This is a genomic window from Herbiconiux sp. 320_LB (genome assembly GCF_059691755.1).
This window is the reverse complement of record NZ_JCAWAD010000005.1, coordinates 161117-178982: the sequence shown is the minus strand read 5'-3', so window position 1 is coordinate 178982 and position 17866 is coordinate 161117. Positions and strand designations below refer to the sequence as shown.

At 71.9% G+C, this 17866-nt stretch carries 15 protein-coding genes and 1 tRNA gene; 8 read left to right on the top strand and 8 right to left on the bottom strand.

The window, feature by feature from the left end:
* The first annotated feature begins 105 nt into the window (after nucleotides 1–105).
* Both AC59HU_RS14310 and AC59HU_RS14305 read left to right on the top strand, forming a co-directional pair.
* On the top strand, nucleotides 106–1563 hold the full coding sequence (locus tag AC59HU_RS14310) for a GAF domain-containing protein (RefSeq protein ID WP_497224092.1): 1458 nt from the start codon (nucleotides 106–108) through the stop codon (nucleotides 1561–1563).
* Nucleotides 1564–1594: 31 nt separating this feature from the next.
* Entirely contained in the window at nucleotides 1595–2911 is a 1317-nt protein-coding gene (locus AC59HU_RS14305) for an MFS transporter (protein ID WP_497224091.1), read from the top strand.
* Here AC59HU_RS14305 and AC59HU_RS14300 read toward each other — a convergent pair.
* Nucleotides 2889–3965, bottom strand: a complete 1077-nt coding sequence (locus AC59HU_RS14300; protein WP_497224090.1) for an AraC family transcriptional regulator — start codon at nucleotides 3963–3965, stop codon at nucleotides 2889–2891. The two genes, AC59HU_RS14305 and AC59HU_RS14300, sit on opposite strands and share 23 nt — an antisense overlap.
* A 119-nt stretch (nucleotides 3966–4084) precedes the next feature.
* Here AC59HU_RS14300 and exaC point away from each other — a divergent pair, with 119 nt between their 5' ends.
* The 4 genes from exaC to AC59HU_RS14280 all read left to right on the top strand — a co-directional run bounded on the left by exaC (nucleotide 4085) and on the right by AC59HU_RS14280 (nucleotide 8533).
* Nucleotides 4085–5668, top strand: coding sequence for an acetaldehyde dehydrogenase ExaC (gene exaC, locus AC59HU_RS14295; RefSeq protein WP_497224089.1), 1584 nt, complete (start codon nucleotides 4085–4087; stop codon nucleotides 5666–5668).
* Nucleotides 5668–6090 carry a DUF779 domain-containing protein gene (locus tag AC59HU_RS14290; protein WP_497224088.1) on the top strand — a complete coding sequence of 141 codons (423 nt, stop codon included), beginning with the start codon at nucleotides 5668–5670 and terminating at the stop codon, nucleotides 6088–6090. Before exaC ends, AC59HU_RS14290 begins: the two co-directional genes overlap by 1 nt.
* Before the next feature lie 29 nt (nucleotides 6091–6119).
* Nucleotides 6120–6827 (top strand): hypothetical protein, encoded by a 708-nt coding sequence (locus AC59HU_RS14285; protein WP_497224087.1) that lies wholly within the window; start codon nucleotides 6120–6122, stop codon nucleotides 6825–6827.
* Between the two features lie 92 nt (nucleotides 6828–6919).
* Nucleotides 6920–8533 carry a carboxylesterase/lipase family protein gene (locus AC59HU_RS14280; RefSeq protein WP_497224086.1) on the top strand — a complete coding sequence of 538 codons (1614 nt, stop codon included), beginning with the start codon at nucleotides 6920–6922 and terminating at the stop codon, nucleotides 8531–8533.
* A 183-nt stretch (nucleotides 8534–8716) separates the two neighbouring features.
* On the opposite strand, the gene radA is transcribed toward AC59HU_RS14280, so the two are convergent.
* From radA to AC59HU_RS14260, 4 genes are read right to left on the bottom strand one after another with little or no spacing between them, the layout of a single operon-like run.
* Nucleotides 8717–10051: a DNA repair protein RadA gene (radA, locus tag AC59HU_RS14275; protein WP_497224085.1), complete on the bottom strand. Its 1335-nt coding sequence runs from the start codon at nucleotides 10049–10051 to the stop codon at nucleotides 8717–8719.
* A 41-nt stretch (nucleotides 10052–10092) separates the two neighbouring features.
* On the bottom strand, nucleotides 10093–10746 hold the full coding sequence (locus tag AC59HU_RS14270; RefSeq protein WP_497224084.1) for a response regulator: 654 nt from the start codon (nucleotides 10744–10746) through the stop codon (nucleotides 10093–10095).
* Complete coding sequence (locus AC59HU_RS14265; RefSeq protein WP_497224083.1) at nucleotides 10743–12281, bottom strand: GAF domain-containing sensor histidine kinase; 1539 nt, start codon at nucleotides 12279–12281, stop codon at nucleotides 10743–10745. Before AC59HU_RS14265 ends, AC59HU_RS14270 begins: the two co-directional genes overlap by 4 nt.
* A gap of 16 nt (nucleotides 12282–12297) precedes the next feature.
* Nucleotides 12298–13074, bottom strand: a complete 777-nt coding sequence (locus AC59HU_RS14260) for a hypothetical protein (RefSeq protein WP_497224082.1) — start codon at nucleotides 13072–13074, stop codon at nucleotides 12298–12300.
* A 286-nt stretch (nucleotides 13075–13360) separates the two neighbouring features.
* Here AC59HU_RS14260 and AC59HU_RS14255 point away from each other — a divergent pair, with 286 nt between their 5' ends.
* Nucleotides 13361–15022 (top strand): stealth family protein, encoded by a 1662-nt coding sequence (locus AC59HU_RS14255; protein ID WP_497224081.1) that lies wholly within the window; start codon nucleotides 13361–13363, stop codon nucleotides 15020–15022.
* On the opposite strand, the gene AC59HU_RS14250 is transcribed toward AC59HU_RS14255, so the two are convergent.
* Together AC59HU_RS14250 and AC59HU_RS14245 are read right to left on the bottom strand one after the other, a co-directional pair.
* Nucleotides 14958–15902 (bottom strand): phosphodiesterase, encoded by a 945-nt coding sequence (locus AC59HU_RS14250; protein WP_497224080.1) that lies wholly within the window; start codon nucleotides 15900–15902, stop codon nucleotides 14958–14960. The two genes, AC59HU_RS14255 and AC59HU_RS14250, sit on opposite strands and share 65 nt — an antisense overlap.
* A 112-nt stretch (nucleotides 15903–16014) precedes the next feature.
* Nucleotides 16015–16698 carry a potassium channel family protein gene (locus AC59HU_RS14245; RefSeq protein WP_497224079.1) on the bottom strand — a complete coding sequence of 228 codons (684 nt, stop codon included), beginning with the start codon at nucleotides 16696–16698 and terminating at the stop codon, nucleotides 16015–16017.
* A gap of 86 nt (nucleotides 16699–16784) precedes the next feature.
* On the opposite strand from AC59HU_RS14245, the gene AC59HU_RS14240 reads away from it, so the two are divergent.
* Nucleotides 16785–16874: transfer RNA gene (locus AC59HU_RS14240), tRNA-Ser, on the top strand.
* A 108-nt stretch (nucleotides 16875–16982) separates the two neighbouring features.
* On the opposite strand, the gene AC59HU_RS14235 is transcribed toward AC59HU_RS14240, so the two are convergent.
* A complete protein-coding gene (locus AC59HU_RS14235; protein WP_497224078.1) occupies nucleotides 16983–17849 on the bottom strand; it encodes an AraC family transcriptional regulator in 867 nt (288 codons plus the stop codon).
* Nucleotides 17850–17866: the final 17 nt, after the last annotated feature.

Here is a 17866-nt window from a genome sequence, read left to right as displayed (position 1 = left end):
CGCACTGGAGTCTCGCCGTCGCGCGAGCGATACTGGACGCGCGGCCCGCGCCCCTCTCCGGCAGCCGGCCGCCACGGTTCGATCGACGGCGATTGGCGGCAACGGATGGGCAGTCCCTGGCTCGCACTCCCGGGCATCCCGAGGCCGAGACGCCCGCGCCCGGTCGTCGCCCAGTCGTGGGAACGGTCCCGTCGCCGCGCGCTCGACCCGGAGCACCTGCTCCCGCACCTCGAGGTCGCGGAGGACCTGCTGGCGGAGTACCGGCTTGCGCATCCGCTCTCCGCCGTGCTCCCGGTGATCCGGCGGCTCCTGGTGCGCGACGCCGAGGGCTCGGGGCTGCTCGTCGCGGTCGGCGACGAGATGGGGCGGCTGCTCTGGGTCGAGGGCGATCCCGAGTCCAAGCGCCTGGCCGAGCGGATGCGCTTCGTCGAGGGAGCGGGCTGGTCCGAACGCGAGGTGGGCACCTCGGCACCGGGGACCGCGCTCGAGCTCGACCACGGCATCCAGATCCACGACGCCGAGCACTTCAACCGCCTGGTGCACGGCTGGAGCTGCACCGCGGTGCCGGTGCACGATCCGGAGACCCGCCGCATCCTCGGGGTGATCGACATCACCGGCGACGCCCGCGCGGTCGACCCGCACACGCTGCCGCTGATCGAGGCGACCGCGGCGGCCGCCGAGGCCGACCTCATGGTGCAGCGGCTGCGCGCGGGTCAGGACCGCGGGAGCGTCGAGGCCGCCGCTGCCGAACGGGCGGGGTTGCGCGTGACCGGCTTCGCGGGGCGTTCGGCCACGGCGACCTCGGCGGCCCCATCGACCCCACCGGCCCCGACGGCCAGGGATGCGGCGGCGGGTACCGGGTCGGAGGCCGGGCCCGATTCGGACCCGACCGCCCGGGCGGGCCGTGGCCCAGGCACCCTCGTCGCGGCCAGGCGCGGGGTCCCGATCCGGATGCACGTGCTCGGTCGCGACACCGGTGACATAGGCGGGGGCGTCGAGCTGAGCACCCGGCACTCCGAGATCGTGACCCTGCTCGCTTGGCATCGCGAGGGGCTCTCGGCCGCGAGGCTGGCCCAGCTCGTCTACGGCGACGACCGGGTCGCGGTCACGCTCCGGGCGGAGATCGTGCGACTGCGCCGCATCCTCGAACCCACCGGCCTCGGCCTCGAGTCGCGCCCCTACCGGCTGACCAGCCCGGTCGAGCTCGACGCGCACCACGTGCTCTCGCTGCTGGACCGCGGCGCGCACCGGGTGGCCCTCGCGGCCTCCCCGGGGCCGCTGCTGCCGGGGTCGGATGCGCCGGGGATCGAGGAGATCCGCTCCGTGCTGCGCGGCCGGCTGCGCGAGGCGATGCTGACCGACGCCTCGGTCGACGTGCTGCTCGACTACGCCGCGACCGACGACGGGCGGCTCGACGCCGAGGTGTGGACGGCGGCGCTCCGGCTGCTCCCGCCGCGCTCACCGCGGCGGGCCGGGGTGGTGCTGCAGCTGGAGCAGCTCGAGCGGCGCGAACCCGGGCCGCTCGCCGGACGATCGGTCCACCCCGGGCGACGATCGGTCTGATCGAGGGGGCCGCGCCGGCGTTGACCCCCGTATGACCGACACCAGTTCCCTCCGCGCGATCCCCGTCGACGCCCCCGTGGCATCCGGATCGCCGTCGTCGACCGCCTCGATCCCGTCGGGATCGGGTCCCGGATCTTCCTCCGGCTCCAGCTCGGGCTCCGGCTCCGGCTCCAGCTCGAGGTCCGCCTCCGGCTCCGCGCCGGCGCCGGCCGGGGCCTCCTGGGCCGGGGTCGTCTCGCTCGGCCTGGGCGTGTTCGCCCTGGTGATGGGCGAGTTCCTGCCCGCGAGCCTGCTCTCCCGGATCGCCGGCGACCTCGCGGTCTCGGAGGGTCTGGCCGGGCAGTCGGTCAGCGTCACCGCGATCGTCGCCGCCGTGGCCGGGCTCACGGTACCCGTGCTGCTGCCGCGGCTCGACCGGCGCCGGGTGATGCTCGGCCTGACCGGCCTGGCGATCCTCTCCGACCTCTTGGTCGCCCTCGCGCCAGGCCTCGGCGTGCTCCTGGCCGGTCGCGTGCTGCTCGGCATCTCGATCGGCGGCTTCTGGGCGCTGGCGGTGTCGATGACGGCCCAGCTCGTCTCACCCGCACGGCTCGGACGCGCGATGACGGTCGTGAACACCGGCGTCTCGCTCGCCACGGTCGCCGCGATCCCGCTCGGCACCTGGCTCGGTGAGCTCTGGGGCTGGCGCTGGGTGTTCGCCCTCGCCGCCGTGGTGGGGCTCGCGGCTCTGGTGACCCAGGCCCTGCTGCTGCCGTCGGTCGCGCCGACGGGGGCGCCCGGGTTCCGGCCGCTCGCCGCCACGCTCCGCTCACCGCTCATCATCCTCGGGCTCGTCGCCACCGCCCTGATCGCCGGCGGCCACTTCACCGGCTTCACCTACATCCGGCCCGCCGCCGAGGGCATCGGCGGGTTCGACCCGAGCGGGATCGCGGCGCTGCTGCTGGTCTACGGGATCGCCGCGTTCGCGGGCAACGTCGTGGCCGGGCCGCTCGCCGACCGGCGGATCGGCGTCTCGGTGCTGATCTTCCCGGTCGCCCTCGGAGCGGCGATGCTGGTCTTCGTGGTCGCGGGCGCCTCGGCGGCCGGAGCGATCGTGGCCGTCGCGCTCTGGGGGCTGGCGTTCGGGGCCATCCCGACCACGCTGATGACCTGGATGGCGCGAGCCGAACCCGATCGCCTCGAGAGCGTCGGCGGGCTGCAGGTGGCGGCGTTCCAGGTCGCGATCGCGGCGGGCGCCGTGATCGGCGGGGTGCTCACCGACGGGGTCGGGGTCGGCGCGGCGCTGGCCGGAGGCGGGGTCGCGGCACTCGCAGGCGGGATCCTGCTCAGCGTGCTCCGGCGCCGCTGAGGGTGCCGGAGCGGGCGCCGGTGCTGATGCCGGCGCGGGCGCCATTGCTGATGCCGGTACTGCCGCGCAGGGCCGGGCCGGGGGTCACGCCGGTGCCTGCCCCGGCGCCCCCGGCCGCGACCTGCCGCCAGGCGGTCGGCGACGACCCGGTGAAGCGGCGGAAGGCCCGGCTGAACCCCACGTCCGAGCAGTAGCCCAGAGCGGCGGCGGTCTGGCCCACGGTGGCGCCGTCGCGGCCGAGCAGCTCCATCGCCCGCTCCATCCGCACCCGGGCGAGGTAGGTCAGCGGGGGCAGGCCCACCGCCGCCTTGAACTGCTCGGCGAAGCTCGACCGCGACGACCGCGCCACCCGCGCGAGGCCCGCCACGGTCCAGCGCCGGCCCGGCTCGGCGTGGATGGCGTCGACCGCCCGCGCGATGTTCTCGTCGCGCAGCACGACGAGCCACGACGATCCGTCCCCGCCGCCGTGCTCGATCCAGGTGCGGAGCGCGGCCGCGGCGACCGCGTTGCCGAGCGCCGAGACGACCGGGCCCGAACCCGCGCGACCGGCGAGGCCCGCTCGACGCTCCTCGCGCATCCCGGCCAGCAGGGCGCCGACCAGCGGTTCGCGCACGACGAAGCGGCAGGCGACGAGCAGGCCGGGCAGCCGGCCGGTCAGGGCGGTGGGGCCGGGCTCGGCGCGGAGGGTGCCGCTGAACAGCTCGAGCGGTTCCCGCGCGGTCACGGTGTGCGAGCCGCCCCGGGGCAGCAGCACGAAGTCGCCTTCCGACACATCTGCCGCCTCGCCGACCCGGTGGATGCGGGCGGAGCCGCTCACGATCTGGTGGAAGGTCACCTCGTCGCCGGCGAAGCGGATGCGGTCGCCGAGCGCTCGGGTCGCCTCCTCGGTCGACGTCACGCTCCAGCGCAGTCGGCCGAGCAGGTCACCGATCGGATCCGCGGTCGACGTGCCCGCATCCGCGGCCGCGGTGCCCGCATCCGTCGTCACGACCGAGGCCCGATCCGTGCCCGTGCCCGCGCCCGTCTGCGCATCCGTCACCACCGTGGGATCCATGTGCCCTTCAAGCGCCGCGCGCCGCGCGGCATTCCCGCGCAACCGTCTGCAACCTCCGCCGACGTAGCCTCGCTGCCACGGACACCTGTCACCGACACCGTCGTCGAGAAGGAGCACTCATGACCATCATCGATCGTCCCGAGACCGAGACCGAGACCGCCCAGCCGGCGGCTCCGGCCTCCACCGTGTACGCGAACCCCGGAACCGAGGGTTCGGTCCTCACGTTCAAACCGCGCTACGACAACTACATCGGCGGCCGGTACGTGCCGCCGGCGAACGGCCAGTACTTCCAGAACCCCACCCCGATCACCGGGAAAGTCTTCACCGAGGTCGCCCGCGGCACCGCCGCCGACATCGACCTGGCCGTCGAGGCCGGCTGGAAGGCGTTCGACGACTGGGGCAGGACCAGCGTCGCCGAGCGTGCCGTCATCCTCAACAAGATCGCCGACCGCATGGAGCAGAACCTCGAGCTGCTCGCCGTGGCCGAGACCTGGGAGAACGGCAAGCCGGTGCGGGAGACGCTCGCCGCCGACATCCCGCTCGCGATCGATCACTTCCGCTACTTCGCCGGCTGCATCCGGGCCCAGGAGGGCGGGATCTCGGAGCTGGACCACGACACCGTGGCCTACCACTTCCACGAACCGCTGGGCGTCGTGGGGCAGATCATCCCGTGGAACTTCCCCATCCTCATGGCGGTCTGGAAGCTCGCACCGGCGCTCGCCGCCGGCAACTGCGTGGTGCTGAAGCCCGCGGAGCAGACGCCGGCCTCCATCCACGTGCTGCTGGAGCTGATCGAGGACCTGCTGCCGGCCGGTGTGCTCAACATCGTCAACGGCTTCGGCATCGAGGCGGGCGCTCCGCTCGCGAGCCACCCGAACATCCGCAAGATCGCGTTCACCGGCGAGACCACGACGGGCCGCCTGATCATGCAGTACGCCAGCGAGAACCTGATCCCGGTGACCCTGGAGCTCGGCGGCAAGAGTCCGAACGTGTTCTTCGCCGACGTCGCCGACGAGCGCGACTCGTTCTACGACAAGGCGCTGGAGGGCTTCACCTTCTTCGCCCTCAACCAGGGCGAGGTCTGCACCTGCCCCTCGCGGGCGCTGGTGCAGCGGTCGATCTACGACGGCTTCGTCGCCGACGGTCTCGACCGGGTCGCGAAGGTGAAGCAGGGCAATCCGCTCGACGTCTCGACCATGATCGGCGCGCAGGCGAGCAACGACCAGCTCGAGAAAATCCTGAGCTACATGGACATCGGGAAACAGGAGGGCGCGAAGCTGCTGACCGGCGGCGAGCGGGCCGACCTCGGCGGCGAGCTCTCGGGCGGCTTCTACGTGCAGCCCACCGTGTTCGAGGGCCGCAACGACATGCGCATCTTCCAGGAGGAGATCTTCGGGCCGGTGCTCGCGCTGACGAGCTTCGACGACTACGACGACGCCATCTCGATCGCGAACGACACCCTCTACGGTCTCGGCGCCGGCGTCTGGTCGCGGAGCGGGTCGCAGCTGTACCGGGCGGGCCGGGCCATCCAGGCCGGCCGGGTGTGGTCGAACACCTACCACCAGTACCCGGCGCACGCGGCTTTCGGCGGCTACAAGCAGTCCGGCATCGGGCGCGAGAACCACCGGATGATGCTCGACCACTACCAGCAGACGAAGAACCTCCTCGTCTCCTACGCCGACGGGCCGATGGGCTTCTTCTGATGCCCGAGGCCGTCCTCCCGCGGGTGGCGGTGACGGAGGCCGCAGCCGACATGCTGCGCCACCTCGCCGCCACCAACGGGCCCCTGATGTTCCACCAGTCCGGCGGCTGCTGCGACGGCTCGTCGCCGATGTGCTACCCGGTCGGGATGTTCCGCATCGGCGGCTCGGACGTGCTCCTCGGCGCGCTGGACGTCGAGGGCATCGACCCGGTCGAGGTGTACATGTCGCGTTCGCAGTTCGAGTACTGGAAGCACACCTTCCTCACCATCGACCTGGTCGACGGCCGGGGCAGCGGGTTCTCGATCGAGGCGCCCGAGGGCAAGCGGTTCCTGATCCGCTCGAGGCTGCTGGACGACAGCGAACTCGAGGCGTTCGGGTCGGCGACACCCGGGCTCGCGACTCACGGCGGCGACGGCGGCTGATCCGCGCCGGTGGTCGCTACCCTGTGACCATGTCGACCATCAGGCATCCCGTCGGGCCGCAGCCGAAGAAGGTGTATCTGCGCCGCAGGCTCATCGTCCTCGGCGTGCTCGTCGCGATCATCGCGATCGTCGTGCTCATCATCGTCAGGCCCGGGTCGGGTGCCCAGGGCGAGGTCCCGGCGGCCGCTCCCTCGGAGTCGGCCGCCGCGACCGGTGACGGTGCCGCGGGGGCCGCGGGGGGTTCGGATGCGGCCGGGTCCGCAGGCGCCGCCGATCCGTCGGCCGCGCCCGGCACGGTCGACACCTCCTCCCAGACCCCGCCCGGCGAGGTCGCCGCCTGTGCCGCCGGCAACATCTCGATCACCCCGGTCACCGACGCCGACACCTACGCCGCGGGGGTCATGCCGAAGCTCTCGTTCACGATCACCAACACCGGGGCCGAGGCCTGCAAGCTCAACGCCGGCACCTCGCAGCAGGTCTACACGATCACCAGCGGCTCGGAGACCTACTGGGTCTCGACCGACTGCCAGACCGACCCGACCGACACCGAGGCCGTGCTCGAGCCCGGAGTCGCCGTCTCGTCGACGCCGTTCTCCTGGGACCGCACGCGCTCCGCGAAGGACACCTGCATGTCGTCGGCCCGCCCGGCCGTGCCGGCCGCCGGCGCCTCGTACCACCTGACCGTCTCGGTGGCGGGCATCCCGTCGGCCGACACGAAGCAGTTCATCCTCAGCTGATCGCGGGTCGGCCACACCGGAAGCCGGGTCGGCCGCACGGGATCGCGCATCACCCACACCTGAACCCGGGTCGGCCGGGCTAGCATTCGGACGTGACCGCACTGCCCGATCCCGCCCTGCCTGATCCCGCTCGGGCCGATCCGCTCGGGGTGCCCGATCCGCTCGAGGTCGCCGTCGACGGCGGAGTCGTGCGGGGCATCCGGCTCGGCGGCGCGCGGGACGCGCTGCTCGCCTGGCGCGGCATCCCGTTCGCGGCACCGCCGGTGGGCGAGCTGCGGTTCCGGTCGCCGCGGCCGGTCGTCCCGTGGGTCGGGGTGCGGGATGCGAGCGAATTCGGTCCGGTCGCGATGCAGTCCCGAGACGGCAACTTCATCGGGGTCGCGCGCAGCACGCCGATGTCGGAGGACTGCCTGACCGTCAACGTGCTGCGCAACGCCGGCCCGCCGGCAGGGGGCCGGGCCCGGCCGGTCATGGTCTTCATCCACGGCGGTGCATACGCCGTCGGATCCTCGGCCGAGCATCCCGAGAACGGCGAGGCCCTCGTGCGCGAGGGCGACGTGGTCTACGTCAGCTTCAACTACCGGCTCGGCGCCCTGGGCTACCTCGACCTCACCCGGTACGGCACGCCCGAGCGCCCGATCGAGTCGAACCTGGGCCTCCGCGACCAGGTCGCGGCGCTGCGCTGGGTGCGCGAGAACATCGCTGCGTTCGGCGGCGACCCCGACAGCGTGACGGTGTTCGGGGAGTCGGCCGGCGGCAACGCGGTCACCACCCTGATGGCGACGCCCTCGGCCCAGGGACTCTTCGACCGGGCGATCGCCCAGAGCTCGCCGGCGAACGCGATCTACCCGCCCGAGGTCACGGCGGTCTGGGCCGAGGAGTTCGTCGAGCTGCTCTCCGAGTCGATCGACGCCGACGGCGTCGACTCCACGTCGGACGACGTCGCGGGCGCGCTGCTGGCAGGCGCTCCCGCCGACGCGCTCGTCGGCGCGGCCGTGACCCTGACCCTCCGCACCCCGGATGCGTACCCAGGCACCATCGCTCTCTCTCCGGTGATCGACGGCGACCTGCTCCCCGAGCGGCCCCTCGACGCGTTCAAGGGCGGCCGGGCGGCCCGGTTGCCGTTGATCATCGGCACGAACGACCGCGAGGGTTCGGTCTTCACCGGCCGACTCGACATCCTCGCGACGACGCCGAAGCGCATCCGCGCCATCTTCGCCCGCACCAAGAAGGGGGCGCGGAAGGCGATCACGGCCGAGTACCCAGGACTCCCGGCCAAGCGGCCGGCCGCCGACTTCGGCGGGGACTACGCGTTCTGGTACCCGACGGTGAAGGTCGCCGAGCGGCACTCGCGCTTCGCCCCCGTGCACTTCTACCGCTTCGACATCGCGCCGCGGCTCGTGCGGCTGGCCGGGTTCGACGCCACCCACGGGCTCGACCTGTACGCGGTGTTCGACCGGATGGACGGGTGGTTCGGCCGCACGATGACCTCGCTCGGCGGGCGGCGAGACTTCCTGCGCACCAGCCGACGGATGCGCGCGCACTGGCTCGCCTTCGCCCGCGACGGCGTCGTCGACCCGGGGTCGTGGCCGGCCTACGAGGAGACCGAACGGAAGACCCTGATCATCGACGTCGTCGACCGCGTCGAGTCCGACCCGCGGTCCTCCCGTCGCCGCGCCTGGCAGTCCTTCGTCCCCCACATCTGACCCGGCCCCCGGCCTCCGCCCGGCCCGCGGCCCCTGCCCCCGCAACCCGGCACCCGACTGCCCCCGACCCGTCAATTGTTGTCGCTATTCCGCCCTTTTAGCGACAACAAGTGACGGGTCGAGGACCTTCTTCGCGGCACGGGTCGGTGGCCTTCGAGGAGGGGCGGGGAGGGCGGGTGCGGGCTAGCGGGCGGAGTCGGCGAAGGCGCGACCGAGCGCCTTCACCAGCTGCCGCGACTCGTCGTCGAGGATCGTCGTGAAGCCGAGCCGACGCGCCTCCGAGGCCCGCACCCGGGAGGAGGAGACCGGCCGCACCTCTCCGGCCAGCGAGATTTCGCCGAAGGCCGCGAGATCGTGGGGGAGCGGGCGGTCGTTCGCCGCCGAGGCCAGGGCGAGCGCGATCGCGAGATCGGCGCCCGGCTCGGTGAGCTTCACCCCTCCGACCGTGGAGACGTAGACGTCTTGCTCACTGAGCTTGATGCGGGCCCGGCGCTCGAGCACCGCCAGGATCATCGCCACCCGCGACGAGTCGACCCCGTTGGTCACCCGACGGGGGTTCGGCGACGGGGTCGACACCACGAGCGCCTGCACCTCGACGGGCAGGGCGCGGCGGCCCTCGAGCGCGACCGTGACGCAGGTGCCCGAGACCGCGTCGCTGCCCCGGGAGAGGAAGAGGCCGCTCGGGTCGGGCACCTCGGAGATGCCGTCCGACGTCATCTCGAAGCAGCCCACCTCGTCGGTCGGCCCGAACCGGTTCTTGAGCGCCCGCACGAAGCGCAGCGAGGTCTGCCGGTCGCCCTCGAACTGGCACACGACGTCGACCAGGTGCTCGAGCACACGCGGCCCGGCGATCGAGCCGTCTTTCGTCACGTGCCCGACCAGCAGCACGGGCAGCGACCGCTCCTTCGCGACCCGGATGAGGGAGGACGCGACCTCGCGCACCTGCGTGGGCGAACCCGCGGCCGAGTCGAGCGAGGCCGACGACACGGTCTGCACCGAGTCGACGATGACCAGGTGCGGCTGCACGGCGTCGATCTGGCCGAGCACGGTCGCCAGGTCGGTCTCGGCGGCGAGCATCAGCGTGGGCGAGAGGGAGTGCGTGCGCTCGGCGCGCAGCTTGACCTGCGAGACCGACTCCTCGGCCGACACGTAGAGCACCCGCAGGTGCTCTTCGGCGGCCTTCGCGGCGACCTCGAGCAGCAGGGTCGACTTGCCGACCCCCGGTTCGCCCGAGAGCAGGATCGCCGCGCCCGGCACCAGCCCGCCGCCGAGCACCCGGTCGAACTCGCCGATGCCGGTGGCCCAGTGGGCGGCGACGTCGGAGGAGATCTCGGTGATCGGCCTGGCGATCCGCGCCGAGTCGAGCACGGTGGCGCGCACCGCTCGGGTGATGCCCTCGTTCTCGGCCGCCGAGACGACCGTGCCCCACGACTGGCACTCGCCGCAGCGACCCACCCACTTCGCGGTCTGCCAGCCGCACTCGGTGCAGCGGTACGCGTTGGTGGATTTCGTGGCCATGTCCTCACGATAGGGCCGGCCGCCGACATCCGGCCCCCGCCCTAGGGCTGCTTGTCCTTCAGCGCGAACACCGCCGCCTGCGTGCGCCGCTCGAGCCCCAGCTTCGCCAGCAGCGACGAGACGTAGTTCTTCACCGTCTTCTCGGCCAGGCCCAGCTCTTCGCCGATCCGCCGGTTCGTCAGCCCGTCGGCGATCAGCGACAGGATCTGCCGCTCGCGCAGCCCCAGGGAGGCCAGCCGCGGGTCCTCGGCCCCCGCCCCGCCGCCCGCGCGCATCCGCTCGGTCACCCGGCGACCCAGGGCGGGGTCGATCAGCGACCGGCCGGCGGCCACGGCCCGCACGGCGTCGGCGAGCCGGGTGCCGCGGACGTCTTTCAGCACATAGCCGGCCGCCCCGGCGACGACCGCCGAGAACAGCGCGTCGTCGTCGTCGTAGGCCGTGAGCATGAGGCAGCGCACGGCGGGGAAGCGGGAGAGCACGTCGCGGCACAGGTCGATGCCGCTGCCGTCGGGCAGGCGCACGTCGAGCAGGGCCACGTCGGGCCGGGTCGCGGCGATCCGGGCGAGGGCCCCGGCGACCGTGCCCGCCTCGCCGACGACCTCGAGGTCGGGCTCGGCCCCGAGCAGGTCGGCGACGCCGCGGCGCACGATCTCGTGGTCGTCGACCAAAAACAGCCTGATGGGGGCGGCGCTCATCGTTCCGGCCCCTCCGGGTAGGGCGCGGTCCAGGTCACGGTCGTGTCGCCCGGCGCCGAGACGACGCGCAGCCCTCCGCCGTGATCGACCGCCCGTCGTTCGAGGTTGCGCAAACCACTCCTCCTGCCCTCTCCGGGGATGCCGATCCCGTCGTCGTGAACCGCGACCGTCACGCGGCCCTCCGCCACCGTCACCGCGATCGAGACCCGGGAGGCCGAGGCGTGCCTCACGACGTTGGTGACGCACTCGCGCACCACCGCCGCCACGTCGTCGGCCAGCGGCCCGACCACCACGAGGTCGACCGGGCCGGCGAAGCTCACACCGGGCCGGCGCACCAGCCCCGCCGAGGCCTCCTCCACAAGGTCGAGGATGCGTCGCCGCGCGCTCGCCGTCTCCGTCTCTCCCGACGACTCCAGCGCGAAGATCACCGTGCGGATCTGGGCGATCGACTCGTCGATCCGGCCCACGGCGGTCGAGACCGTGTCCGCCGCATCCTCGGTGTCGCCCGTGCCGAGCCGGCGCACGAGGCTCTGCAGCTGCATCCCGGTGCCGAACAGCTGCTGCACCACGTGGTCGTGGAGGTCGCGCGAGATCCGACCGCGGTCTTCGATCAGCAGCGCCCGCTGCTGCACCTCGCGGGCGCGGGCGAGCTCGAGCGCGATGCCGGCGCGGCCCGCGAGGTCGCGGGCGACGGCCTGCTCCTCGGGGGTGAACGCGGGGCCGCCGGCGGGGCGGGTGATGACGAGTTCGGTGCGCCCGGCTCCGGATGCGGTGAGCGGCACCGCGAGCACGGCACCCACCCCCGCGGTCGCAGCTGATCCACCCGCATCCGCCCTGCCGACCGCGTCGAGCTCGACGACCTCGACCCGCTCCGCGCCGGCGACCTGCGCCACCCGCTCGACCACCAGCTGCAGCGCCTCGTCGCGGCCGCGCGACAGCACCGCCTCGGCGATCTCGGCCGACGCGGCCAGCCAGGCCTCGCGCATCCGGGCGTCGGCGAGCAGGCGGGCGTTCTCGATCGCCGCCCCGGCCGTCGCCGCGAGGGCCTCGACGAGCTCGGTGTCCTCCTCGGTGAACGGTCCGGCACGCTTCTCGGTGAGGTAGAGGTTGCCGAAGACCTGGTCGCCCACGCGCACCGGCACGCCCAGGAAGCCGTCCATCGCGGGATGGCCGGCCGGGAACCCCGACGAGCGCGGGTCGGCGGAAAGCCGGTCGAGGCGGATCGGGCGCGGATCCTCGATCAGCGCCCCCAGAAGGCCGTGGCCCTCCGGCAGTCGGCCGATCGCCGCCTGCTCGTCGGGGGTCAGGCCGACCGAGATGAACCGTTCGAGGCCGCCGTGCGGGGCGATCACGCCGATCGCGCCGTAGCGGGCGTCGACGAGCTCGACGGCCGCATCCACGATCCGCTGCAGCAGCACCGGCAGCTCGATCTGGCGCGAGACGAGCTGGGTGGCCCGGAGGAGTGCGCGCTGGCGCTCGGCAGCGGCGCTCTCGCTTCTGGTCCCGCGCCCGGTCCCGCCCACGGTCCCGTCCACGCTCCCGCTCAGGGCGTCAGGCCTCGGGGTCGCGCGAGCCGAGCCCCGCCTTGCCCTTGGCGGCGAGGATCGCGGCGCGCTCGGCGAGCCGGCGGCGCACCTCGGACTGGGCGTGGTCGACGAAGCCCGGGTCCAGCGGCACGGTGGCGTAGTGCGGGTCGCCGTGGTGCTTCTCGATGTACGCATCCAGTTCGGGCCCGGACTCCCACGACGTGATCAGGCAATAGCGGGGCTCGGGGCCCTTCTGCCAGACCGCGTGCCAGAACCGCTGCGTGTCGACGATCACCTGGGCGCCCGCGGGGAGGGCGATCCGCACCTCGGTGTCGGGGTCGAAGCGGTCCTCCCGCAGGATCAGGAACGACTCGGGGTCGTCGGAGAGGTTGAAGAAACCGCGCACGATCCAGCCCGTGCCGTCGGGGTTCAGGCGGTTGTTGTCGTCCTGGTGCAGGTTGTAGAGCGCCTCGGAGTAGGTGTTCGGCTGCAGCTCGATCACGCGGCACCGGCCGATGTTCGCGCCGGGCTCCTCGGCACGTGCCTTGAGGATGGGCGCCTTCTCGACGTTGGCCTGCACCCAGACGCCGTCCTTGTCGGTGCGGGGCGGGGTGTGGTTCCAGAACCCGTTGCACTCCATCTCGCCGAATGCGCTGGCAAGAGGGGCGAAGCGGGTGTCGCCCGAGGACTTCCAGTCGACGTATTCGAGGTCCCGCCACTCCGCCGGATCGGCGGCCTGGTCGTAGCGGTCGAGAACGACGTAGCCGGTCTCGTCGAAGGCGTGCGAACGGATGTAGCTCATCGGGGGAGTGGCCCTTTCACGGACACGGGCGAGCGCGTCTTCACCTGCCCGGCTTAGGCAAGGCTAACACCCGGCCCCTTCCGCGCCACAGGTCCAAGGTCCCGTCCACGGGCCCGAGATCCCGCCCACGGGCCCGAGATCCCGCCCACGGGCCCGAGGTCCCGCTCCCGGACGGAGTCCCAGGCAGAGGGCGTAAAGTAAGGAGACTGGCGACGACGGCAGGAGATCCCACCGCACGCGCCCCTCGAGGGCATCACGCACCCGCACCATCGACAAGGAGGCGACTTTGACCAATGACGTACCAGGAGCCCCCCACCTCGAAACGGTCCTCCGTGCGGCCACCTCGCATCCGATCGCTCTGGATCGCGACGACCTCGTCCTCCGCAAGGGCCAGCTGACCCTTCTCAACGGTCACGAGACTCCCCGGGAGTCGATGATCGAAGACCTGCTCTTCATCGCAGACGCCTTCGACGCCGCCGGCGTGCCCTTCCTGCTCGTGCGCGGCAACGACGACCGGCCCGTGCTCGCGGTGCACTGGAAGCACCGCAAGCGCGCCCGCGCCGCCCTGCTCGAGAGCATGGCCGGCGAGCCCTTCTACTCCAAGGCGCCCGGGGCCCCCGCCCTGCTGGTCGCCGACGGCAAGCTGGCCCGCGACCCCAAGGCCAGGGTCATGCGCCTCTACCGGCCGCGGGTCGAGCCGATCGGCCGCCTGCGCTACGGCGCCGGCCTGGCCGTGCAGCTGGAGTTCTGGCGTCGCAACGGCGACGTCATCGAGGCCCCGGTCGAGAACTCGCTGACCCGGCGCACCATCCCGGTCGACGAGGTCGTCGAGACCACGGTCGACCTCTACGGCCGCACCTGGAAGACGATCGAGGGCATGTTCGACCAGCTCGCGAGCGACGTCGACTTCGACATCGACCTCGTCTTCTCCTGGGTCGACGGCACCGCGATCGAGTTCCAGCGGGCCCGCGCGAAGCGCATGGCCAGCTACGTCGTCGGCGACGGCGACGACTCCGAGGCCCGCTACCGGCAGATCGACGAGCTGAAGTACGCGCTCCGCAGCGTGTACATGTTCGCGCCCTGGGTGCGTCGCATCTTCATCGCGACCGACTCCCCGCGCCCGACCTGGCTGGCCGACGACCCGCGGGTCACGATCATGCCCAGCGAGAAGTTCTTCAAGAACCTGAGCGACCTGCCGACGCACAACTCGCACGCCGTCGAAGCGCAGCTGCACCACATCCCGGGCATCTCGGAGCACTTCCTCTACTCCAACGACGACATGTTCTTCGGGCGCCCGGTGCGCCCCGACCTGTTCTTCTCACCGGGCGGTATCTCGAAGTTCGTCGAGGCCGACACCCGCATCGGGCTGGGCTCGAACGCGGTGCACCGCAGCGGCTTCGAGAACGCGGCTCGGGTCAACCGCGAGCTGCTGCAGCAGCGCTTCGGCCGCATCACGACCCGGCACCTAGAGCACTGCGCCGCGCCGCTGCGCAAGAGCGTGCTGTTCGAGATGGAGCGCGAGTTCGCGGCCGAGTTCGCGCGCACCACCGCGAGCCCGTTCCGCTCGGCCACCGACATCTCGGTCACCAACTCGCTCTACCACTACTACGGGCTGATGACCGGTCGTGCGGTGGTGCAGACGGATGCGCGGGTCAAGTACATCGAGACCACGCTGGCCGACTCGCTCAAGGAGATGGACACGCTGCTGAAGAAGCGGTCGATGGACATGTTCTGCCTCAACGACGGTTCCAAGCCCGAGATCAGCGTCGAGACGCGCACGAGCGCCGTGATCTCGTTCCTCGAGCGGTACTTCCCGTTCCCGGCCCCGTGGGAGAAGACCGCGGCCGACGGCGTCGACGCGGGGCCCGAGGGCCGGGCGTCGGTCACACCCCCGACGGCAGAAGGATCGGCATCGTCATCGGCGGCTCTGGTGATACCCGCGAGCTGACCGCATCGGCGATGACCACGCCGTTCGCCAGCAGGCGGCGGCGGGTCTCCTCGGCCGAGACGTAGTCGAGGGTCGGGTAGGTGCCCACCGGAACCACCGAGTGCAGCACCGTGTGCTCGTAGACGTGCACGAGGTTGAAGGCCTGGGCGCCGGCTCGGGGCTTGGTGCCCCCGGCCTGCACGTTGAGATCCTGCGTGTAGCAGGTGGCCGAGGCGACCGAGACCGGGATGCCCGCGAAGGTCGCCGTCGTGGAGTAGTGCAGGTGCCCGGCGATGATCGAGCGCACGTCCGACCCCTCCAGCACCTCGGCGAGGCCGCGCTGGTCGCGGAGCTCGACGGCGACCGCGAGGTCGAGCACGCTCGGCACGGGCGGGTGGTGCATGGCCAGGATCGTGCCGTGCGGCGCGGGGGAGGCGAGCTCCTCGGCCAGCCAGTCGAGCTGGTCGCCCGTGACCTCGCCGTGGTGGTGGCCGGGCACGGTGGAGTCGAGGGTGATGACGCGCAGTCCGTTGATGTCGTAGACCCGGTCGACCGCGCGGTCCGTGGCGACCTCGCCCAGGAGTCCCTCGCGGAACGATGCCCGGTCGTCGTGGTTGCCCATGACCCAGATCACCTCGGCGCCGAGCCGCGCGGCGGCCGGCTCGACGATCGCGCGGAGCCGGGCGTAGGCATCCGGTTCGCCCTTGTCGGCCAGATCGCCGGTGAACACGATGGCTTCCGGGCGCCCTCCCGAGGCCTCGAGCTCGTCGAACACCTCGCGGAGGTGGGTCTCGCTGTCGACGCTGCCGTAGAGCTTGCGGCCCCCTGCGAGCAGGTGCGTGTCGCTGAGGTGCAGGAGGAAATGGTTCGGCCTCGGGTACTCGGCCGTTCTGATAGTCACAAGACTTCCGTTCGGATGAGGTGCGGGCTCCAGGGTTGTCGCCCGTCCGTGGTGCTGCAACGACTCAAGCACGCGAATCTGAACGGGAGGCGAACTTCGGCCCGCGAGTCGCTCAGTTCCGGTGACGTTCCGGTGTCGGGGTCGGCGCCCCCGGATCCTCGTGCCGTCGGTGCGAGATTCGTTCGCTGAGATACGACACGATCGTGGCCGTCGCTATTCCCACGATCACGATCCCGCCGGCCATCAGCACGACGGCGAGCAGCCGGCCGAGCGCGGTCACCGGATACACGTCGCCGTAGCCGACCGTGGCGACCGTGACGCAGGCCCACCAGATCGCGTCGCCGAAGTCGGTGATGTTCGCGTCCGGCGCATCCCGTTCGACGGCGAGCACCGCGAGCGAGATCGAGTAGACGAAGAGCACGACGACGAGAGCGGCCTGGATGAGGAGCGTCGTCCGAACGGATGTGCCGCTCCGCGACCGGAAGAACGGCAACTTCTTGAGATGGCTGAGCAGCAGGAAGGGGCGGAACACCGGGACGACGACCGACAGCAACTCCGGCACCGTGGAGCGGACGTACCTCCCGCGCTCGGGCGAGAGCAGCAGACGGATCAGGTAGTCGGCGGCGAAGGCGGCCCAGATGACGATGATCACGACCGCCAGGGCGACCCGCGCCTCGGACGGGAGCTGCGTGTCGAGCACCTGGATCGAGTAGGCGGCGATGAATACGAGCGACAGGGCGACGAGCGGGAGGCTCGTGGCGGTCTCGTAGCGCAGGCGCCGCGGATCCTCCGGCATGGTGCCCCTCCCTCCTCGACCGGTCCAGGATGGCACGTCCCGGCGCCGATTGGCGGGAGCGGCCCGGCTCGCGTACACTCGTCCCCGGTACCGTGTCCGAGCGGCCGAAGGTGCAACTCTCGAAAAGTTGTGTGGGGGAGACTCCACCGTGGGTTCAAATCCCACCGGTACCGCCACGAGAAAAGCCCCGCACACCTGTCGACCAGGGGTGCGGGGCTCTCTTATTTCGCCCCGATCGGCGGTGACGACATCGTGAGTTGCGATGGTTCCCGCGCCGGCTGCTCCTAGGCGCGCTCGATGGGGAGCCACAGTTCGCTGGTCGCGGTACTGAAGTCATCCGCGCGGTCGATAATCGCGACGATGGATGGCCCGGGGCGAAGCCGCCACGGGTTCGACGGGAACCAGTGCGTCGCGGTCGCGGCCCATGTCTGCTGCAGCGCCGCCGGGTACTCGCCCTCAGTGCGGAACACGGCCCACGTACCGGCCGGCACCTCGATCGTGTCGAGATCGTCGGCCACCGGGGCTGCGCCCGTGACGGCCACCCCGTGCACGTAGGTGAGTTCGCTCCCCTCGGCGTAGTCCGGGTCGACGTCTGCGGTCACCTGGAGCAGTCCGCCTGGTTCGGTGTCACTCAGAGCCTTCAGACGGGCGTGCTCCGCTGCCGTCAGAGAAGCGATGAAAGAGTGGATGTGGGGGTTGATGCCCTCATGGATGAGGGGCACACGGGTGGCGTGGCCGACGAGCCGAAAGGTCGGTCGATCGGTGATTCGGGTGTCCATGGAGCTGTTCCCTTCTACGGTCAGGCGGAACCTGAGTTGCGATTGCGTTCGAAGGGGGCCGCCGTTCAGCTTGACGTCGCCGACGCTGACGCCGTGCACCGAGCGGAACGCCCGACCGAACGCCTCGGTCGAGCCGTAGCCGTATCGCACCGCGATGCTCAGCAGGTCGTCGTCGGCGAGGACGTCTGCCGCTGCGACTGACATACGGCGTCGGCGGATGTACTCCGACAGCGGCATCCCGGCGAGCGACGAGAACATCCGCCGGAGGTGGTACTCCGTCGTGCCGACCGCACTCGCCAGCGACACCAAGTCGATGTCGTCAGTGAGATGGTCCTCGACCAGTTCGACCAGTCTGTTCAGCTCCGCGATCATGCCGCCTCCTTCGACAC